Source organism: Aquibium pacificum (assembly GCF_040839445.1).
Lineage (GTDB): Bacteria > Pseudomonadota > Alphaproteobacteria > Rhizobiales > Rhizobiaceae > Aquibium > Aquibium pacificus.
Map to the genome: position 1 here is coordinate 1,288,684 of NZ_JBDPGJ010000001.1, position 19,049 is coordinate 1,307,732.

Annotated in this window: 15 protein-coding genes and 1 tRNA gene; 15 read left to right on the forward strand and 1 reads right to left on the reverse strand. The window is 64.2% G+C overall.

The features are described from left to right. Positions 1–13: 13 nt before the first annotated feature. From ABGN05_RS06200 to rpoC, 11 genes are all read left to right on the forward strand, one after another. Positions 14–268, forward strand: a complete 255-nt coding sequence (locus tag ABGN05_RS06200) for a toxin-antitoxin system HicB family antitoxin (RefSeq protein ID WP_367953089.1) — start codon at positions 14–16, stop codon at positions 266–268. 75 nt (positions 269–343) lie between these two features. Further along, positions 344–2,038 carry an NAD+ synthase gene (locus ABGN05_RS06205; RefSeq protein ID WP_367953090.1) on the forward strand — a complete coding sequence of 565 codons (1,695 nt, stop codon included), beginning with the start codon at positions 344–346 and terminating at the stop codon, positions 2,036–2,038. 123 nt (positions 2,039–2,161) lie between these two features. Further along, positions 2,162–2,237, forward strand: a tRNA-Trp gene (locus tag ABGN05_RS06210). 268 nt (positions 2,238–2,505) lie between these two features. After that, a complete protein-coding gene (gene secE / locus ABGN05_RS06215; RefSeq protein WP_367953091.1) occupies positions 2,506–2,709 on the forward strand; it encodes a preprotein translocase subunit SecE in 204 nt (67 codons plus the stop codon). Between the two features lie 26 nt (positions 2,710–2,735). Continuing rightward, a complete protein-coding gene (nusG, locus tag ABGN05_RS06220) occupies positions 2,736–3,263 on the forward strand; it encodes a transcription termination/antitermination protein NusG (protein ID WP_367953092.1) in 528 nt (175 codons plus the stop codon). A gap of 156 nt (positions 3,264–3,419) precedes the next feature. Further along, positions 3,420–3,848, forward strand: a complete 429-nt coding sequence (gene rplK, locus ABGN05_RS06225) for a 50S ribosomal protein L11 (RefSeq protein WP_367953093.1) — start codon at positions 3,420–3,422, stop codon at positions 3,846–3,848. A gap of 4 nt (positions 3,849–3,852) precedes the next feature. Further along, positions 3,853–4,554, forward strand: coding sequence for a 50S ribosomal protein L1 (gene rplA / locus ABGN05_RS06230; protein WP_367953094.1), 702 nt, complete (start codon positions 3,853–3,855; stop codon positions 4,552–4,554). 376 nt (positions 4,555–4,930) lie between these two features. After that, entirely contained in the window at positions 4,931–5,449 is a 519-nt protein-coding gene (gene rplJ, locus ABGN05_RS06235) for a 50S ribosomal protein L10 (RefSeq protein ID WP_367953095.1), read from the forward strand. Positions 5,450–5,503: 54 nt separating this feature from the next. Further along, entirely contained in the window at positions 5,504–5,881 is a 378-nt protein-coding gene (gene rplL / locus ABGN05_RS06240) for a 50S ribosomal protein L7/L12 (RefSeq protein WP_367953096.1), read from the forward strand. A 201-nt stretch (positions 5,882–6,082) separates the two neighbouring features. Beyond that, complete coding sequence (gene rpoB / locus ABGN05_RS06245; RefSeq protein ID WP_367953097.1) at positions 6,083–10,219, forward strand: DNA-directed RNA polymerase subunit beta; 4,137 nt, start codon at positions 6,083–6,085, stop codon at positions 10,217–10,219. Between the two features lie 185 nt (positions 10,220–10,404). After that, entirely contained in the window at positions 10,405–14,604 is a 4,200-nt protein-coding gene (gene rpoC, locus ABGN05_RS06250; protein ID WP_367953098.1) for a DNA-directed RNA polymerase subunit beta', read from the forward strand. 270 nt (positions 14,605–14,874) lie between these two features. Here rpoC and ABGN05_RS06255 read toward each other — a convergent pair whose 3' ends face one another. Further along, a complete protein-coding gene (locus ABGN05_RS06255) occupies positions 14,875–15,156 on the reverse strand; it encodes a transcriptional regulator (protein WP_367953099.1) in 282 nt (93 codons plus the stop codon). A 475-nt stretch (positions 15,157–15,631) separates the two neighbouring features. Here ABGN05_RS06255 and rpsL point away from each other — a divergent pair, with 475 nt between their 5' ends. From rpsL to ABGN05_RS06275, 4 genes are all read left to right on the forward strand, one after another. Then, a complete protein-coding gene (gene rpsL, locus ABGN05_RS06260) occupies positions 15,632–16,003 on the forward strand; it encodes a 30S ribosomal protein S12 (protein WP_024585419.1) in 372 nt (123 codons plus the stop codon). Positions 16,004–16,073: 70 nt separating this feature from the next. Then, a complete protein-coding gene (gene rpsG, locus ABGN05_RS06265) occupies positions 16,074–16,544 on the forward strand; it encodes a 30S ribosomal protein S7 (protein ID WP_367953100.1) in 471 nt (156 codons plus the stop codon). A 36-nt stretch (positions 16,545–16,580) separates the two neighbouring features. Beyond that, a complete protein-coding gene (fusA, locus tag ABGN05_RS06270; RefSeq protein ID WP_367953101.1) occupies positions 16,581–18,671 on the forward strand; it encodes an elongation factor G in 2,091 nt (696 codons plus the stop codon). 65 nt (positions 18,672–18,736) lie between these two features. Further along, the coding region (locus tag ABGN05_RS06275) for a GTP-binding protein (protein ID WP_367953102.1) at positions 18,737–19,049 on the forward strand (313 nt) is incomplete at its 3' end.

Below are 19,049 nucleotides of genomic sequence, written 5' to 3' on the forward strand. Positions count from 1 at the left end.
GCAGGAGTTTGACATGAACAAGTCCAAGCTCGCTCTTCGGCTACAGCCGTCGCTCAAGTCGGCGGCGGAACGCGTCGCTGCGGCGGAGGGCCCGAGCCTCAATCAGTTCATCAACATCGCGGTAGCAGAGAAACTCTCGGCCCTTGAAACCGAGAGCTATTTCCGTTCGCGTGCCGGAAGTGGCGGGAGAAAAGCATTCGATCGGTTCTTGGACGAAGGCGGGACGGTGGCGCCGGTACCCGGCGACGAGTTACCGGAGGAATATTAGTTCGATCAATCGCGCGGGCTCGACACCGTCGCTCCGCCCATTGTCGCGCCGTTTGCCGCGCGCTAAACCCCTGCCATGATCTCGTCCGCTCCTTCCACTCTCCGCATCGCCGTCGCCCAGCTGAACCCCATCGTGGGAGACATCGACGGCAATCTCGCCAAGGCGCGTGAGGCGCGGGCGGACGCGGCGCGTCACGGGGCGGACCTCGTCTTCTTCACCGAACTCTTCATCGCGGGTTACCCGCCCGAAGATCTCGTGCTGCGGACCTCGTTCGTGACGGCGTGCGAGGAGGCGGCCAGGCAGCTTGCCGCAGACACAGCCGACGGCGGACCGGGCGTGATCGTGGGCGTGCCGCTCCGGCGCGCCAGCGGTCTGCACAATTCGATCATCGTGGCGGATAAAGGCGAGATCATCGCCGAGCGGCACAAGTACGACCTGCCGAACTACGGCGAGTTCGACGAGAAGCGCGTGTTCCAGGCCTCGCCCGAGATCCAGGGCCCCGTGAACTATCGTGGCATTCGATTGGGCATCCCGATCTGCGAGGACATCTGGGGCGACCTCGGCGTGTGCGAGACGCTGGCCGAGAGCGGGGCGGAGATCCTGCTCGTCCCGAACGGCTCGCCCTACTATCGCGGCAAGATGGACGTGCGCCAGCAGGTCGTCATCCGCCAGGTGATCGAGAGCGGCCTGCCGATCCTCTACGCCAACCAGATCGGCGGTCAGGACGATCTCGTCTTCGACGGTGCCTCCTTCGCCATCGGGGCCGACAGGTCGCTGGCCTTCCAGATGAGCCAGTTCGAGGAGGCCGTCGTGGTGACGACGTGGAAGCGCGGTGGCGATGGTGGGGAGGGAGAGGGCGGCTGGCGCTGCGTCGACGGGCCGATGTCGCGCATCCCGGACGCCGAAGAGGCCGACTACCGCGCCTGCATGCTGGGTCTGCGCGACTACGTCAACAAGAACGGCTTCAGGAACGTGGTCCTCGGGCTCTCGGGCGGCATCGATTCGGCGATCTGCGCGGCACTCGCCGTCGATGCGCTGGGCGAGGAGCGGCTGCACGCGATCATGCTGCCCTACCGCTACACCTCGAAGGAATCGCTGACCGACGCCGAAGCCTGTGCGCGCGCGCTCGGCTGCCGCTACGACATCGTGCCGATCGCCGAGCCGGTGGAGGGATTTACGCGCGCGCTGAGCCACCTCTTCGAGGGCACGCAGGAAGGGATCACCGAGGAAAACCTGCAGAGCCGCTCGCGCGGCGTGATCCTGATGGCGGTGTCCAACAAGTTCGGCTCGATGGTGGTGACCACGGGCAACAAGTCCGAGATGTCGGTCGGCTACGCCACGCTCTATGGCGATATGAACGGCGGTTTCAATCCGATCAAGGACCTCTACAAGATGCAGGTCTACAAGCTCGCCGCCTGGCGCAATTCCACGGTGCCACCGGGTGCGCTGGGGCCGTCGGGCGAGGTGATCCCGAAGAACATCATCGCCAAGGCGCCATCGGCCGAATTGCGCGAGAACCAGACCGACCAGGATTCGCTGCCGCCCTATCCGGTGCTGGACGACATCCTCGAGTGCCTGGTCGAGCACGAGATGTCGACCGAGGAGATCGTGGCGCGCGGCCATCCGCGCGAGACCGTCAGGCGCATCGAGCACCTGCTCTACGTGGCGGAATACAAGCGACGGCAGGCCGCGCCCGGCGTGAAGATCACGCGCAAGAATTTCGGTCGCGACCGGCGCTATCCGATCACGAATCGCTACCGCGACCGCTAGCGGCGTTCGGCGGGAAGCGCCGCGTACCGGGCTTTTCCTGCGCCGGGAAGCAAAACGGATGTCGTGGACGGCACATCCCGATTGCAAGGCGCGCGCGCGATGTGTATGTAGCCGCCTGCGCTTAGGGGTATAGCTCAGTTGGTAGAGCGGCGGTCTCCAAAACCGCAGGTCGCAGGTTCGAGCCCTGCTGCCCCTGCCATCGGATCGCGGGCCGCGGTTTCCCAGCGTAACCGCTGCCCCATGGAACATTTTCGCGATCGGGCGAAATGGCCACTTGCATCGGCGCGCGTTCATCTTTAGATAGCTGCATCCAGACACACGGTGCGTGAGGCCGGAATTGGCTTTTCGCGCCCTTATTGCATGGGCAGAATGTTCGGTTTTCGAATGTCTGTCCGTGACCGAAGAACGTTCCCTTCATCGGGACCATCAGAAGCCCGGCCTACGGGTACTCGAAAGCAGAGCGGCAGATGGCGTCAAAAACCACCAACCCATTTACCTTTCTCCAGCAGGTGCGCCAGGAAACCTCGAAGGTCACTTGGCCTTCGCGGCGCGAGACGCTGATTTCGACCGCCATGGTCCTCATTTTTGCGTTTCTTGCGGCAATTTTCTTTTTCGCCGCCGATCAGATCATGGCGCTCGGCGTCGAGCTGATCCTCGGCATCGGGCGATAGACCGGCGACTACGGAGAGCATCTGACATGACTGCGCGGTGGTACATCGTCCACGCCTACTCGAATTTCGAGAAGAAGGTCGCCGAGGACATCGAAAACAAGGCGCGCCAGAAGGGTCTTTCCGACCAGATCGAACAGATCGTGGTGCCGACCGAGAGGGTGGTGGAAGTGCGGCGTGGCCGCAAGGTGGACGCAGAGCGCAAGTTCTTCCCGGGCTACGTGCTGGTGCGCGCCACGCTCACTGACGCGGTGTTCTCGCTGATCAAGAATACCCCGAAGGTGACGGGATTCCTGGGCGACGCGCGCCCGGTGCCGATCACCGACGCCGAAGCCGATCGCATCCTGCACCAGGTGCAGGAAGGTGTGGAGCGGCCGAAGCCCTCGATATCCTTCGAGATCGGCGAGCAGGTGCGCGTTTCGGACGGGCCGTTCGCGTCGTTCAACGGCTATGTGCAGGAAGTGGACGAGGAGCGCTCGCGCCTGAAGGTCGAAGTGTCGATCTTCGGCCGTGCCGTTCCCGTGGATCTGGAATTCGGTCAGGTCGAGAAGGGCTGACCAGACATCCCGTCGGCCTCGGCCGGAGGGTGGCGTCGGCGAGGTTCGCCGGCATCGAGTGGGTGGAAGGGAAAAGTGGCTCGAGCCGGCCGCGGACCCGCACCACCCGGCTGCAACCGCCGGATACGTCCGGCATGAAACCAGGGCAGAAGAGATATGGCTAAGAAGATTGCAGGCCAGCTCAAGCTCCAGGTCGCAGCGGGATCGGCGACTCCGTCGCCCCCGATCGGCCCGGCGCTCGGTCAGCGCGGCATCAACATCATGGAGTTCTGCAAGGCGTTCAACGCCCAGACCCAGGAAATGGAAAAGGGTCAGCCGACCCCCGTCGTCATCACCTACTACCAGGACAAGTCGTTCACCTTCGTCATGAAGACGCCGCCGGTGAGCTATTTCCTGAAGAAGGCCGCCAAGCTGAAGTCCGGCGCCAAGGAGCCGGGCAAGCAGAAGGCGGGCGAGATCTCCCGCGATCAGGTGCGCGAGATCGCCGAGGCGAAGATGAAGGATCTCAACGCGAACGACGTCGACGCGGCCATGCGCATGGTCGAAGGCTCGGCGCGGTCCATGGGTCTCGAGGTCGTGGGGTAAGACGATGGCAAAGACAGCAAAACGAGTCGCCAAGTCCCGCGAGGGCCTCGACCCCAACAAGTCCTACGACCTCGCCGAGGCCGTGAAGATGCTCAAGGAGCGGGCCACGGCAAAGTTCGACGAGACGATCGAGATCGCGATGAACCTCGGCGTCGACCCCCGCCATGCGGACCAGATGGTGCGCGGCGTGGTGAACCTGCCGAACGGAACCGGACGCACGGTGCGCGTGGCGGTGTTCGCGCGCGGCGCCAAGGCCGAGGAAGCGACAAAAGCCGGTGCCGACGTCGTCGGCGCGGAGGACCTGGTCGAGACCGTGCAGAAGGGCGAGATCAACTTCGATCGCTGCATCGCCACGCCGGACATGATGCCGCTCGTCGGCCGTCTCGGCAAGGTGCTCGGCCCGCGCGGCATGATGCCGAACCCGAAGGTCGGTACCGTGACGATGGACGTCGCCTCGGCCGTGAAGGCCTCCAAGGGCGGCGCCGTCGAGTTCCGTGTCGAGAAGGCCGGCATCGTGCATGGCGGCGTCGGCAAGGCTTCCTTCGAGCTCGACAAGCTGGTCGAGAACGTGCGCGCCTTCGCCGATGCGGTCGTCAAGGCCAAGCCGGCGGGCGCCAAGGGCAATTACCTCAAGAAGGTCGCGGTGTCCTCCACGATGGGCCCTGGCCTCAAGGTCGATCCGTCGTCGCTGACGGCGGCGTCCTGATCCGCTATCTCCGGAAACCGTCCTAAACGGTTTCCGGAAAACGAATTCCGGGCCTCCGGGCCCGGATTCCGGAAGGGTCGAACCTTCCGGATATCCTGTCCGAGATTGCAGGCGGACCAGGGTCTCCTGGTCCTTAATCCGCATGGGTCTGCATGAGACGGGGACGACCCGACAAGGGAGCCGGAAGGCTCCGGAGAAGGTTCGAACCGTGTTTGCCTTTTGTCTGCGCGTTGCGAGGGACCGAAGTTCCGCGGAACGTGGCGAAAGGGGGCAGGATCCTCGAGTGTCGCTCGGGCGATCTTAACCGATGGCCCGGCCGGCAAAAGGCAACCCGATGGTTTCTCCCGCAAGGAGGGCCGTCAACTGGAGATAGGCAGTGGACAGAGCGGAAAAGCGCGAACTCGTCACGGACCTGAACGGGGTGTTCAGCACCTCGGGCTCGGTCGTCGTGGCCCACTATGCCGGTATCACCGTTGCGCAAATGAACGATCTTCGCACGAAGATGCGCGCAGCCGGCGGTACCGTAAAAGTCGCGAAGAACCGTCTCGCCAAGATCGCTCTTCAGGGCACGGAATCGGAAGGCATACAGGCCCTTTTCAAGGGACAGACCCTGATTGCCTATTCCGAGGATCCGGTTGTGGCGCCGAAGGTCGCGTCCGAATTCGCCAAGGGGAATGACAAGCTCGTCATTCTCGGCGGCGCAATGGGTGCGACCGGACTCGACGCCGAAGGTGTGAAGGCGCTTGCGACGTTGCCGTCGCTCGACGAACTTCGCGCCAGGCTGGTGGGGATGATCTCCACGCCGGCAACCCGGATCGCCCAGGTCGTCAACGCGCCGGCAGCACAGCTGGCCCGCGTGTTCGGCGCCTATGCCCGGAAGGACGAGGCGGCATGAGGCCGTTCCTCGCTGTCATCATCACACGTTCGAACCTCATGAAGGAAAAAGACAATGGCTGATCTCGCCAAAATCGTTGAAGACCTGTCGAGCCTGACCGTCCTCGAGGCGGCGGAACTCTCGAAGCTGCTCGAAGAGAAGTGGGGCGTCTCGGCCGCCGCTCCGGTCGCGGCCGTTGCCGCCGGCGGCGGTGCCGCTGCCGCCGCTCCCGTCGAGGAGAAGACCGAGTTCGACGTCGTGCTCGCCGAGGCGGGTGCGCAGAAGATCAACGTCATCAAGGAAGTCCGCGCCATCACCGGCCTGGGACTCAAGGAAGCCAAGGACCTCGTCGAGGCCGCTCCGAAGGCGGTCAAGGAAGGCGTCAACAAGGCCGAGGCAGACAAGATCAAGGACCAGCTCGAGAAGGCTGGCGCCAAGGTCGAACTGAAGTAGTCATCGCGTTCCGGCGGACGGGTTCGCCCGTCCGCCAACCCGCCGGGCACGCCCGCGGGAACGACGCGCATGGTGGGGAACCCTTTTCCTGACGGCCGCGAAGCGGCTTTCAGGCAACGGGTTTTCGCCCGTTTTGGATAGCCGCTGCGCGTAGCCTGCAGCGGATTGGAAGACAAGCCAGTAAGGCAACAAGGAGCGACGATGGCCCAGACCCACACGTTCAATGGTCGCAGGCGCGTACGCAAGTTCTTCGGGAAAATACCGGAAGTTGCGGAAATGCCGAACCTCATCGAGGTTCAGAAAGCATCCTACGACCAGTTTCTCATGGTGGAGGAGCCGAAGGGCGGCCGGGCGGACGAGGGTCTGCAGGCCGTTTTCAAGTCCGTGTTCCCGATCTCCGACTTCTCCGGCGCCTCGATGCTGGAGTTCGTCAAGTACGAGTTCGAACTGCCGAAGTTCGACGTCGACGAGTGTCGCCAGCGCGACCTGACCTACGCCGCCCCGCTCAAGGTGACGCTGCGCCTGATCGTGTTCGACATCGACGAGGACACCGGCGCCAAGTCGATCAAGGACATCAAGGAGCAGGACGTCTACATGGGCGACATGCCGCTCATGACGTCGAACGGCACCTTCATCGTCAACGGCACCGAGCGCGTGATCGTGTCGCAGATGCACCGCTCGCCGGGCGTCTTCTTCGACCACGACAAGGGCAAGTCGCACTCGTCGGGCAAGCTGCTGTTCGCTGCGCGCGTGATCCCGTACCGCGGCTCGTGGCTCGACATCGAGTTCGATTCCAAGGACGTCGTGCATGCCCGCATCGACCGCCGCCGCAAGATCCCTGTGACGTCGCTGCTGATGGCGCTCGGCATGGACGGCGAGGAGATCCTCGACACGTTCTACAACAAGCTGACCTACGAGAAGGACGGCGACAACTGGCGTGCGCCGTTCTCGCCGGACCGCTTTCGTGGCCGCAAGGCCGTCGCCGAACTGGTCAATGCCGACACCGGCGAAGTGCTGGTCGAGGCTGGCAAGAAGATCACCGCGCGCCAGGCGCGGCAGCTGGTCGAGAAGGGCGTGAAGTTCATCCGCGCCACGGAGGACGACATCTACGGCAGCTACCTCGCGCAGGACGTCGTCAATCCCGAGACGGGCGAGATCTATCTCGAGGCCGGGGACGAACTCGACGAGAAGACGCTGAAGGTTCTCCTCGACGCCGGTATGACCGAGATCGAAGTGCTCGACATCGATCACGTCAACGTGGGCGGCTACATCCGCAACACGCTGGCGATCGACAAGAACGAGGGCCGCCAGGACGCGCTGTTCGACATCTACCGCGTCATGCGTCCCGGCGAGCCGCCGACGCTCGACACTGCCGAAGCCATGTTCAAGTCGCTGTTCTTCGATTCGGAGCGCTACGACCTTTCGGCCGTCGGCCGCGTGAAGATGAACATGCGCCTCGAACTCGATTGCCCGGACACCGTGCGTGTCCTGCGCAAGGAGGACATCCTGGCCGTGGTGAAGACGCTGGTCGAACTGCGCGACGGCAAGGGCGAGATCGACGACATCGACAATCTCGGCAACCGCCGCGTGCGTTCGGTCGGCGAACTGATGGAGAACCAGTATCGCGTCGGCCTTTTGCGCATGGAGCGCGCGATCAAGGAGCGCATGTCCTCGATCGAGATCGACACGGTGATGCCGCAGGACCTGATCAACGCCAAGCCGGCGGCGGCCGCCGTGCGCGAGTTCTTCGGCTCCTCGCAGCTGTCGCAGTTCATGGACCAGACCAACCCGCTGTCGGAGATCACCCACAAGCGCCGCCTGTCGGCGCTCGGACCCGGTGGTCTCACCCGCGAGCGCGCGGGCTTCGAGGTGCGTGACGTCCACGTCACGCATTACGGCCGCATCTGCCCGATCGAAACGCCGGAAGGTCCGAACATCGGCCTGATCAACTCGCTCGCCACCTTCGCCCGGGTCAACAAGTACGGCTTCATCGAAAGCCCGTACCGGAAGATCGTCGACGGCAAGGTGACGCTGGACGTCGTCTATCTCTCGGCGATGGAAGAGGCCAAGCACTACGTCGCACAGGCGAACGCCGTACTCGACAAGGACGGCCGGTTCACCGAGGAGTTCGTCATCTGCCGCCACTCCGGCGAGGTGATGATGACCCCGCGCGAGAACGTCGATCTGATGGACGTGTCGCCCAAGCAGATGGTGTCTGTCGCAGCGGCGCTGATCCCGTTCCTGGAGAACGACGACGCCAACCGCGCGCTGATGGGCTCGAACATGCAGCGTCAGGCCGTGCCGCTGGTGCGCGCCGAGGCTCCGTTCGTGGGTACAGGCATGGAGCCGGTCGTGGCGCGCGATTCGGGTGCCGCGATCGCGGCGCGCCGGACCGGCATCGTCGACCAGGTGGACGCGACCCGTATCGTCATCCGTGCGACCGAGGACGTCGATCCGGGCAAGTCCGGCGTCGATATCTACCGGCTGATGAAGTTTCAGCGTTCGAACCAGAACACCTGCATCAATCAGCGTCCGCTGGTGCGCGTGGGTGACCGGCTCGAGAAGGGCGACATCATCGCGGACGGTCCGTCGACCGAACTCGGCGACCTCGCGCTGGGCAGGAACGTGCTCGTCGCGTTCATGCCGTGGAACGGCTACAACTACGAGGACTCGATCCTGCTGTCCGAGCGCATCGTGTCGGATGACGTCTTCACCTCGATCCACATCGAGGAATTCGAGGTGATGGCGCGCGACACCAAGCTCGGGCCGGAAGAGATCACGCGCGACATTCCCAACGTCTCGGAAGAAGCGCTGAAGAACCTCGACGAGGCCGGCATCGTCTACATCGGCGCCGAAGTGCAGCCGGGCGACATCCTGGTCGGCAAGATCACGCCGAAGGGCGAGAGCCCGATGACGCCGGAGGAGAAGCTGCTGCGCGCCATCTTCGGCGAGAAGGCGTCCGACGTGCGCGACACGTCCATGCGCATGCCGCCCGGGACCTTCGGCACGGTCGTGGAGGTGCGCGTCTTCAACCGCCACGGCGTCGAGAAGGACGAGCGCGCGATGCAGATCGAGCGCGAGGAGATCGAGCGCCTGGCCAAGGACCGCGACGACGAGCAGGCGATCCTGGACCGCAACGTCTATTCGCGTCTCGTCGACATGCTGAAGGGCAAGGATGCCATCGCGGGGCCGAAGGGCTTCAAGAAGGGCTCGAGCCTTTCGAAGGAGATCCTCGACGAGTATCCCCGTTCGCAGTGGTGGCAGTTCGCCGTCGAGGACGAGAAGCTGCAGAGCGAGATCGAAGCGCTTCGCGCCCAGTACGACGATTCCAAGAAGGCGCTCGAGCAGCGCTTCATGGACAAGGTCGAGAAGGTGCAGCGCGGCGACGAGATGCCGCCCGGCGTCATGAAGATGGTCAAGGTCTTCGTCGCGGTGAAGCGCAAGATCCAGCCCGGCGACAAGATGGCCGGCCGTCACGGCAACAAGGGTGTCGTGTCGCGGATCGTGCCGGTGGAGGACATGCCGTTCCTGGAAGACGGTACGCATGCCGACATCGTGCTCAATCCGCTCGGCGTGCCGTCGCGCATGAACGTAGGCCAGATCCTGGAGACGCATCTGGGCTGGGCCTGCGCGGGCATGGGCCGCAAGATCGGCGATCTGGTCGAGGCCTACAGGGCGGGCGGCGAGATCCAGCCGCTGCGCGACACGCTCGAGCAGCTGATCCCGGACAATGACCGCAACGAGCCGGTGCGGCGCTACGACGACGAGAGTGTGGTCAGGCTTGCCGACCAGATGAAGCGCGGCGTCTCGATCGCCACGCCCGTCTTCGACGGCGCGCACGAAGCCGACATCAACGAGATGCTGGAGCAGGCGGGCCTGCACACCAGCGGACAGTCGGTGCTCTACGACGGACGCACGGGCGAGCCGTTCGATCGCAAGGTGACGATGGGCTACATATATATGCTCAAGCTTCACCACCTGGTGGACGACAAGATCCACGCGCGTTCGATCGGTCCGTACTCGCTCGTCACCCAGCAGCCGCTGGGCGGCAAGGCGCAGTTCGGCGGCCAGCGCTTCGGCGAGATGGAGGTCTGGGCGCTCGAGGCGTACGGCGCGGCCTACACGCTGCAGGAGATGCTGACGGTGAAGTCGGACGACGTGGCCGGCCGCACCAAGGTCTACGAGGCGATCGTGCGCGGCGACGACACGTTCGAGGCGGGCATTCCGGAGAGCTTCAACGTTCTCGTCAAGGAAATGCGCTCGCTGGGCCTCAGCGTGGAGCTGGAGAACAGCCGGCTGGACGAGCAGCCGGCGCGCCTGCCGGACGCGGCCGAGTAGACGGGATCGAGCGCATCGCGGAGAGCTCCGCGATGCGCGTTTCCCGCTGCCCCCAGGGGCGGGCGGGTGCTTGTCGGAGGCGGCGCGGGGGCCATATTCAAGGCCGAACCGCCGTCAACACCGGGCCGAACGGTCCGGAGATTTTGAAAACGGAGGTCGGCCACGGCCTCTAACAGGAGAACGGCATGAACCAAGAGGTCATGAATCTCTTCAATGCGCAGGTTCCGGCGCAGACCTTTGATTCCATTCGGATATCGCTCGCGAGCCCGGACAAGATCCTGTCCTGGTCGTTCGGCGAGATCAAGAAGCCCGAGACGATCAACTACCGCACGTTCAAGCCCGAACGCGACGGCCTGTTCTGCGCGCGCATCTTCGGTCCCATCAAGGATTACGAGTGCCTGTGCGGCAAGTACAAGCGCATGAAGTACAAGGGCATCATCTGCGAGAAGTGCGGCGTGGAAGTCACGCTGTCGCGCGTCCGCCGCGAGCGCATGGGCCATATCGAGCTGGCCGCTCCCGTCGCTCACATCTGGTTCCTGAAGTCGCTGCCGTCGCGCATCGGCACGTTGCTCGACATGACGCTGAAGGACATTGAGCGCGTCCTCTACTTCGAGAACTACATCGTCACCGAACCCGGCCTGACGGACCTGAAGCAGCACCAGCTTCTGTCCGAGGAAGAGTACATGACGGCCGTCGACAATTTTGGCGAGGATTCCTTCACCGCCATGATCGGGGCCGAGGCGATCCACGAACTTCTGGCCGGCATGGACCTGGAGCGGATCGCGGTCGACCTGCGCGACGAACTCGCCACGACCACGTCCGACCTGAAGCAGAAGAAGCTCCTGAAGCGGCTGAAGGTGGTCGAGAACTTCATGGAGTCCGGCAACCGTCCGGAGTGGATGATCATGAAGATCATCCCCGTGATCCCGCCGGACCTGCGTCCGCTGGTTCCGCTCGACGGCGGCCGTTTCGCCACGTCGGACCTGAACGACCTCTACCGCCGCGTCATCAACCGTAACAACCGTCTGAAGCGGCTGATCGAGCTGCGCGCGCCTGGCATCATCATCCGCAACGAGAAGCGCATGCTTCAGGAAGCGGTCGACGCCCTGTTCGACAACGGCCGCCGCGGCCGCGTCATCACCGGCGCCAACAAGCGCCCGCTGAAGTCGCTCTCCGACATGCTCAAGGGCAAGCAGGGCCGGTTCCGCCAGAACCTGCTCGGCAAGCGCGTCGACTATTCGGGCCGCTCGGTCATCGTGACCGGTCCGGAGCTCAAGCTGCACCAGTGTGGTCTGCCCAAGAAGATGGCGCTGGAGCTGTTCAAGCCGTTCATCTACGCGCGGCTCGACGCCAAGGGCTATTCGTCCACCGTCAAGCAGGCCAAGAAGCTGGTCGAGAAGGAGAAGCCGGAAGTCTGGGACATCCTCGACGAGGTCATCCGCGAGCATCCGGTGCTGCTCAACCGCGCGCCGACGCTGCACCGCCTCGGTATCCAGGCGTTCGAGCCGATCCTGATCGAGGGCAAGGCGATTCAGCTTCATCCGCTGGTCTGCACGGCCTTCAACGCTGACTTCGACGGCGACCAGATGGCCGTGCACGTGCCGCTGTCGCTGGAGGCGCAGCTGGAAGCCCGCGTCCTCATGATGTCGACCAACAACATCCTGCATCCGGCGAACGGCGCGCCCATCATCGTGCCCTCGCAGGACATGGTGCTCGGTCTCTACTACCTGTCGATCGTCAACCAGAACGAGCCGGGCGAGGGGATGGTGTTCGCCGACATGGGCGAGCTGCACCACGCGCTCGAGACCAAGGCGGTGACGCTGCACACCAAGATCAGGGGCCGCTTCAAGACGGTCGACGCGGCCGGCAAGCCGACTTCGGCGATCCACGAGACGACGCCCGGACGCATGATCATCGGCGAACTCCTGCCGAAGAACGTCAACGTGCCGTTTGACATCTGCAACCAGGAGATGACTAAGAAGAACATCTCGCGCATGATCGACACGGTCTACCGGCACTGCGGGCAGAAGGAGACGGTCATCTTCTGCGACCGGATCATGCAGCTCGGCTTCGGCCATGCCTGCCGCGCCGGCATCTCGTTCGGCAAGGACGACATGCTGATCCCGGATGCCAAGCTCAAGCTGGTCGCCGACACGGAGGCGCTCGCGAAGGAGTACGAGCAGCAGTACAATGACGGCCTAATCACCCAGGGCGAGAAGTACAACAAGGTGGTCGACGCCTGGGCCAAGTGCTCGGAGAAGGTCGCCGAGGAGATGATGGCCCGCATCAAGGCGGTCGAGTTCGAGGACAATGGCCGCCAGAAGCCGATGAACTCGATCTACATGATGAGCCACTCGGGCGCCCGCGGGTCTCCGACCCAGATGCGTCAGCTCGCCGGCATGCGCGGCCTCATGGCCAAGCCGTCGGGCGAGATCATCGAGACGCCGATCATCTCGAACTTCAAGGAAGGCCTGACCGTTCTCGAGTACTTCAACTCGACGCACGGCGCCCGCAAGGGCCTGGCAGACACCGCCCTGAAGACGGCGAACTCGGGTTACCTGACGCGTCGCCTCGTCGACGTGGCGCAGGACTGCATCGTCAACGCGGTCGACTGCGGCACCGACAAGGGCCTGACCATGCAGCCCATCGTGGATGCCGGACAGGTCGTGGCCTCGCTCGGCCAGCGCGTGCTCGGGCGCACCGCGCTCGACGACATCAACCACCCGGTCACCGGCGACCTGATCGTCAAGGCCGGCACGCTGATGGACGAGCGTGACGTCGAGGCGATCGAGAAGGCGGGCATCCAGTCGATCCGCATCCGCTCGGCGCTCACCTGCGAGGTGAAGGTCGGCGTTTGCGCGGTCTGCTACGGGCGAGACCTGGCGCGCGGTACCCCCGTGAACCAGGGCGAGGCCGTCGGCGTTATCGCCGCGCAGTCGATCGGCGAGCCGGGAACGCAGCTCACCATGCGTACCTTCCACATGGGCGGCACCGCCCAGGTGGTGGATAGCTCCTTCCTGGAGGCGTCCTACGAGGGCACCGTGGCGATCCGCAACCGCAACGTGGTGCGCAACTCCGACGGCCACCTGGTCGTCATGGGCCGCAACATGGCGGTGATCATCCTCGACGAGGGCGGCAAGGAGCGCGCAGTCCACCGCGTGGCCTACGGCTCGCGCATCTTCGTGGACGACGGCGACAAGGTGAAGCGCGGGCAGCGCATTGCCGAGTGGGATCCGTACACCCGTCCGATCCTCACCGAGATCGAAGGGCGTGTGGAGTTCGAGGACCTCGTGGACGGGCTCTCCGTGCAGGAGACCACCGACGAGTCCACCGGCATCACCAAGCGCGAGGTCATCGACTGGCGTTCGACCCCGCGCGGGTCGGACCTCAAGCCGGCGATCACGATCATGGATGCCAAGGGCAAGGTCGGCAAGCTGGCCAAGGGCGGCGACGCCCGCTTCCAGCTCTCTGTCGAGGCCGTGCTTTCGGTCGAACCGGGTTCACAGGTCAAGCCGGGCGACGTGGTGGCGCGTATCCCGATGGAAAGCGCCAAGACGAAGGACATCACCGGCGGTCTGCCGCGGGTGGCCGAACTCTTCGAGGCACGCCGTCCGAAGGACCACGCCATCATCGCCGAGATCGACGGCACGGTGCGGTTCGGGCGCGACTACAAGAACAAGCGCCGCATCATCATCGAGCCGCACGAGGAGGGCGCGGAGCCGGTCGAGTACCTGATCCCGAAGGGCAAGCCGTTCCACCTCCAGGACGGCGACGCGATCGAGAAGGGTGACTACATCCTCGACGGCAACCCGGCGCCGCACGACATCCTGGCCATCAAGGGCGTGGAGGCGCTTGCGTCCTACCTCGTCAACGAGATCCAGGAGGTCTACCGTCTGCAGGGCGTTCTGATCAACGACAAGCACATCGAGGTGATCGTCCGCCAGATGCTGCAGAAGGTCGAGATCACGGAGCAGGGCGACTCGGTCTACATCCCGGGCGACCACGTCGACGTCATCGAGTTCGACGAGATCAACGAGCGTCTCGTCGAGGAGGGCAAGAAGCCAGCGTCCGGCCAGCCGGTGCTCCTGGGCATCACCAAGGCCTCGTTGCAGACGCCGTCCTTCATCTCGGCCGCCTCCTTCCAGGAGACGACCCGGGTGCTCACCGAAGCGGCTGTGGCCGGCAAGACCGACACGTTGCAGGGCCTGAAGGAGAACGTCATCGTCGGACGCCTGATCCCGGCGGGCACGGGCGGCACGATGAGCCAGATCCGCCGCATCGCCAAGGCGCGCGACGAACTGATCCTCGACGAACGGCGCAAGTCGTCGGGCGTGGAAATGGCCGAGCCGATGCTGGCCGACATGACCAGCAACGCCGCGGAATAGCGGCGCTCTGCCTGAAAACACATGGGCCACCGGAGCAATCCGGTGGCCCATTTTCGTTGGGAAGCCCGGCTCGCCGGAGTCGTGGAGAAATGGTTCTCGCGTGAGTGAACTAGCTCACATACCGCATTCCATGGTCCGGGCTAGATGACGTTGCGGCAGTCGATCGGGTCCATGACCTCCCAGCCGCTTCTTGGCCGTCCGGTTCCATGCCCCGCCGGACGGCCTTTTTCATTTCGAGACGGATGTCGGCCGAGCGGTGCGGCAGGACGCTCAGAACGCCTCGTCGAAAGTCACGATCGAGACGGCGCCTTCGATGGCGCCCTGGAAGGCGGACAGGTGTGGTTCGTCGTCAGGAACCCCGTCCATGTCCCCGATCTGGTCGAGCTCCGCCTCGGCGTAGCCTTCGCGGGCGAGGGCCTCCAGCGCGGTGCGGACGGCCGTGTCGTCATCGGGCGCGACCAGGAGGACGTGCACCCCTTGCGAATCGTCGCCCTTGTTGCGCCGAACCCGGCCGGTGATGATGGTGACGGGTCGCAGTTCGTTGTCGTTCATGCCGGTGATTCCGTTTGTCTTCGTCTTGTCGAGCGCACCCCCCGTGCCTATCTCGTCTTCTCGCATGGTCGTCGCGCCCACGACAGTACGAATGCCGACATATTCGGCTTGGGTTCGGTCGTGCGGCGCAATTTTCTTGCCAGCCGGAACCGGTCTTCATCCAAGCCGCGGTTTCGGCGAGATAATCGGCCCTGCGGGGTTGACGGTCGGGGCGACTGCGGGTAGAAGCCGCCTCGTCTGAGCCGATGTGAGACTTGGCCTTTCGGAGCGACGCGCTTCGAAGTTCGTCTCAAACAGGGTTCGTTTTACGAGCGACAACATCTCCGGCGTGCATGAGGCGCAGAAGCGCTTCCTCTGCTGTTTGTTCGGGCGGGACCGCATCTGCGGTGTTTGGCCCGGCTTCGCGTATGGAAATGGCGCTCATTGCGGCCCCTTCCGGGCTTGAGACACGGAATTTTAGAAAGAGGAAGGTTTAATGCCTACCGTAAACCAGCTGATCCGCAAGCCGCGCATAGCGCCGGTGAAGCGCAACAAGGTTCCGGCCATGCAGGCCAATCCGCAGAAGCGGGGCGTCTGCACGCGCGTCTACACCACGACGCCGAAGAAGCCGAACTCGGCGCTGCGCAAGGTCGCCAAGATACGCCTCGTCAACGGCTTCGAAGTGATCGGCTACATCCCCGGCGAGGGCCACAACCTCCAGGAACACTCGGTCGTCATGATCCGCGGCGGCCGCGTGAAGGACCTTCCCGGCGTCCGCTACCACATCATCCGCGGCGTGCTCGACACGCAGGGCGTGAAGAACCGCAAGCAGCGCCGTTCGAAGTACGGCGCGAAGCGTCCGAAGTGACCTGAGCGTCGGTCGATCCGGGCACCACGAAGCGCCCGGGCCGCCCCGCAGGATTTGAGGCTGAGAAAATATGTCCCGTCGTCACAGAGCAGAAAAGCGTGAGATCAACCCGGATCCGAAGTTCGGGGACCTGGTCGTCACCAAGTTCATGAATGCGATCATGCTTCACGGCAAGAAGTCGACCGCCGAGACGATCGTCTACAGCGCGCTCGACCAGGTTCAGACCAAGACGAAGCAGGAGCCGGTCACGGTGTTCCACCAGGCGCTCGACAACGTCGCGCCGCACGTGGAAGTCCGTTCGCGCCGTGTCGGCGGCGCCACCTACCAGGTCCCCGTCGACGTGCGTCCGGAGCGCCGTCAGGCGCTGGCGATCCGCTGGCTGATCACCGCGGCCCGCGGCCGCAACGAGACGACCATGGTCGATCGCCTGTCGGGCGAACTGATGGACGCCGCCAACAACCGCGGCACCGCGGTCAAGAAGCGTGAAGACACCCACCGGATGGCGGAAGCCAACCGCGCCTTCGCTCATTACCGCTGGTAATCGGCTAGGCGACAAGAGCAAGCGAGAGGCACTCCCATGGCCCGCGACTATAAGATCGAAGACTACCGAAACTTCGGTATCATGGCGCACATCGACGCCGGCAAGACCACGACGACCGAGCGCGTCCTGTTCTACACGGGCAAGTCGCACAAGATCGGCGAAGTCCACGATGGCGCCGCGACCATGGACTGGATGGAGCAGGAGCAGGAGCGCGGCATCACCATCACGTCGGCCGCCACGACCACCTTCTGGCAGGGCCGCGACGGCAAGAAGCGCCGCTTCAACATCATCGACACCCCCGGCCACGTCGACTTCACCATCGAGGTGGAGCGTTCGCTGCGCGTTCTCGACGGCGCGATCGCGCTGCTCGACGCGAATGCCGGCGTGGAGCCGCAGACCGAGACCGTCTGGCGCCAGGCCGACAAGTATCACGTGCCGCGCATGATCTTCTGCAACAAGATGGACAAGATCGGCGCCGACTTCTACCGCTCGGTCGAGATGGTGCAGAGCCGCCTCGGCGCGACGCCGGTGGTCGTGCAGCTTCCGATCGGCGCGGAGAACGATTTCGCCGGCGTCATCGACCTGATCGAGATGAAGGCCCTGGTCTGGAAGTCCGAGAACCTCGGCGCCGAGTGGGACATCCTCGACATCCCCGCCGACATGCAGGCGAAGGCCGAAGAGTACCGCGAGAAGATGATCGAGACCGCGGTCGAGATGGACGAGGGCGCGCTGGAGCGTTACCTGGAAGGCGAGATGCCCTCCAACGACGAACTGCGCTCGCTGATCCGCAAGGGCACCATCCTCGTCAAGTTCTTCCCGATGTTCTGCGGCTCGGCCTTCAAGAACAAGGGCGTTCAGCCGCTGCTCGACGGCGTCGTCGACTTCCTGCCGTCGCCGGTCGACGTCTTCGACATCAAGGGCATCGATCCCAAGACCGAAGCCGAGATCTCGCGCAAGTCGTCCGACGACGAGCCGCTGTCGATGCTGGCCTTCAAGATCATGAACGACCCGTTCGTCGGTTCGCTCACCTTCTGCCGCATCTATTCGGGCGTGCTGAAGAAGGGCATTTCCGTGGACAACACGGTCAAGGGCAAGAAGGAACGCATCGGCCGCATGCTGCAGATGCATTCCAATTCGCGCGAGGACATCGACGAGGCCTATGCCGGCGACATCGTCGCGCTGGCCGGGCTCAAGGACACGACCACGGGCGACACGCTGTGCGATCCGCTGAAGCCGGTCATCCTCGAGCGCATGGAGTTCCCCGATCCGGTCATTCAGATCGCGATCGAGCCGAAGACCAAGGGCGACCAGGAGAAGATGGGCCTCGCGCTCAACCGCCTGGCGGCCGAGGACCCGTCCTTCCGCGTCAAGACCGACGAGGAATCGGGCCAGACCATCATCGCCGGCATGGGCGAGCTGCATCTCGACATCATCGTCGACCGCATGCGGCGTGAGTTCAAGGTCGAGGCAAACGTCGGTGCGCCGCAGGTGGCCTATCGCGAGACCATCACCAAGGTCGCCGAGATCGACTACACGCACAAGAAGCAGACCGGCGGTACGGGCCAGTTCGCCCGCGTCAAGCTGGTGTTCGAGCCGAACCCCGAGGGCGAGGACTTCCTGTTCGAGTCCAAGATCGTCGGCGGCTCGGTGCCGAAGGAATACATTCCGGGCGTCCAGAAGGGCATCCAGAGTGTCATGTCCTCGGGTCCGGTCGCGGGCTTCCCGATGCTGGGCGTCAAGGCGACCCTGATCGACGGCGCTTACCACGACGTCGACTCCTCGGTTCTCGCCTTCGAGATCGCGTCCCGCGCGGCGTTCCGCGAGGGTGCGCAGAAGGCCGGCGCACAGCTGCTCGAACCGATCATGAAGGTCGAGGTCGTGACGCCGGAGGACTACGTCGGTTCGGTCATCGGTGACCTCAACGGCCGCCGCGGGCAGATCCAGAACCAGGAGATGCGCGGTATCGCCACCGTGATCAACGCGATGGTGCCGCTCGCGAACATGTTCAAGTACGTCGACACGCTGCGTTCGATGTCGCAGGGCCGCGCCCAGTACACGATGCAGTTCGACCACTACGAGCCGGTTCCGAACGCGGTCGCGCAGGAAATCCAGAAGAAGTACGCCTGATCCCCAGGGACTGTCGTCAGTAAGATCAATCGCCCGGGACGGGCAGCAGGAAATGGAGACCTCACATGGCAAAAGGTAAATTCGAGCGCACCAAGCCTCATGTGAACATCGGGACGATCGGCCACGTCGACCATGGCAAGACGTCGCTGACGGCTGCGATCACGAAGTACTTCGGCGAGTACAAGGCCTACGACCAGATCGACGCGGCGCCGGAGGAGAAGGCGCGCGGCATCACGATCTCGACGGCGCATGTGGAATACGAGACGGCGGCGCGGCACTATGCCCACGTCGACTGCCCGGGCCACGCCGACTACGTGAAGAACATGATCACGGGTGCCGCGCAGATGGACGGCGCGATCCTGGTGGTTTCGGCCGCCG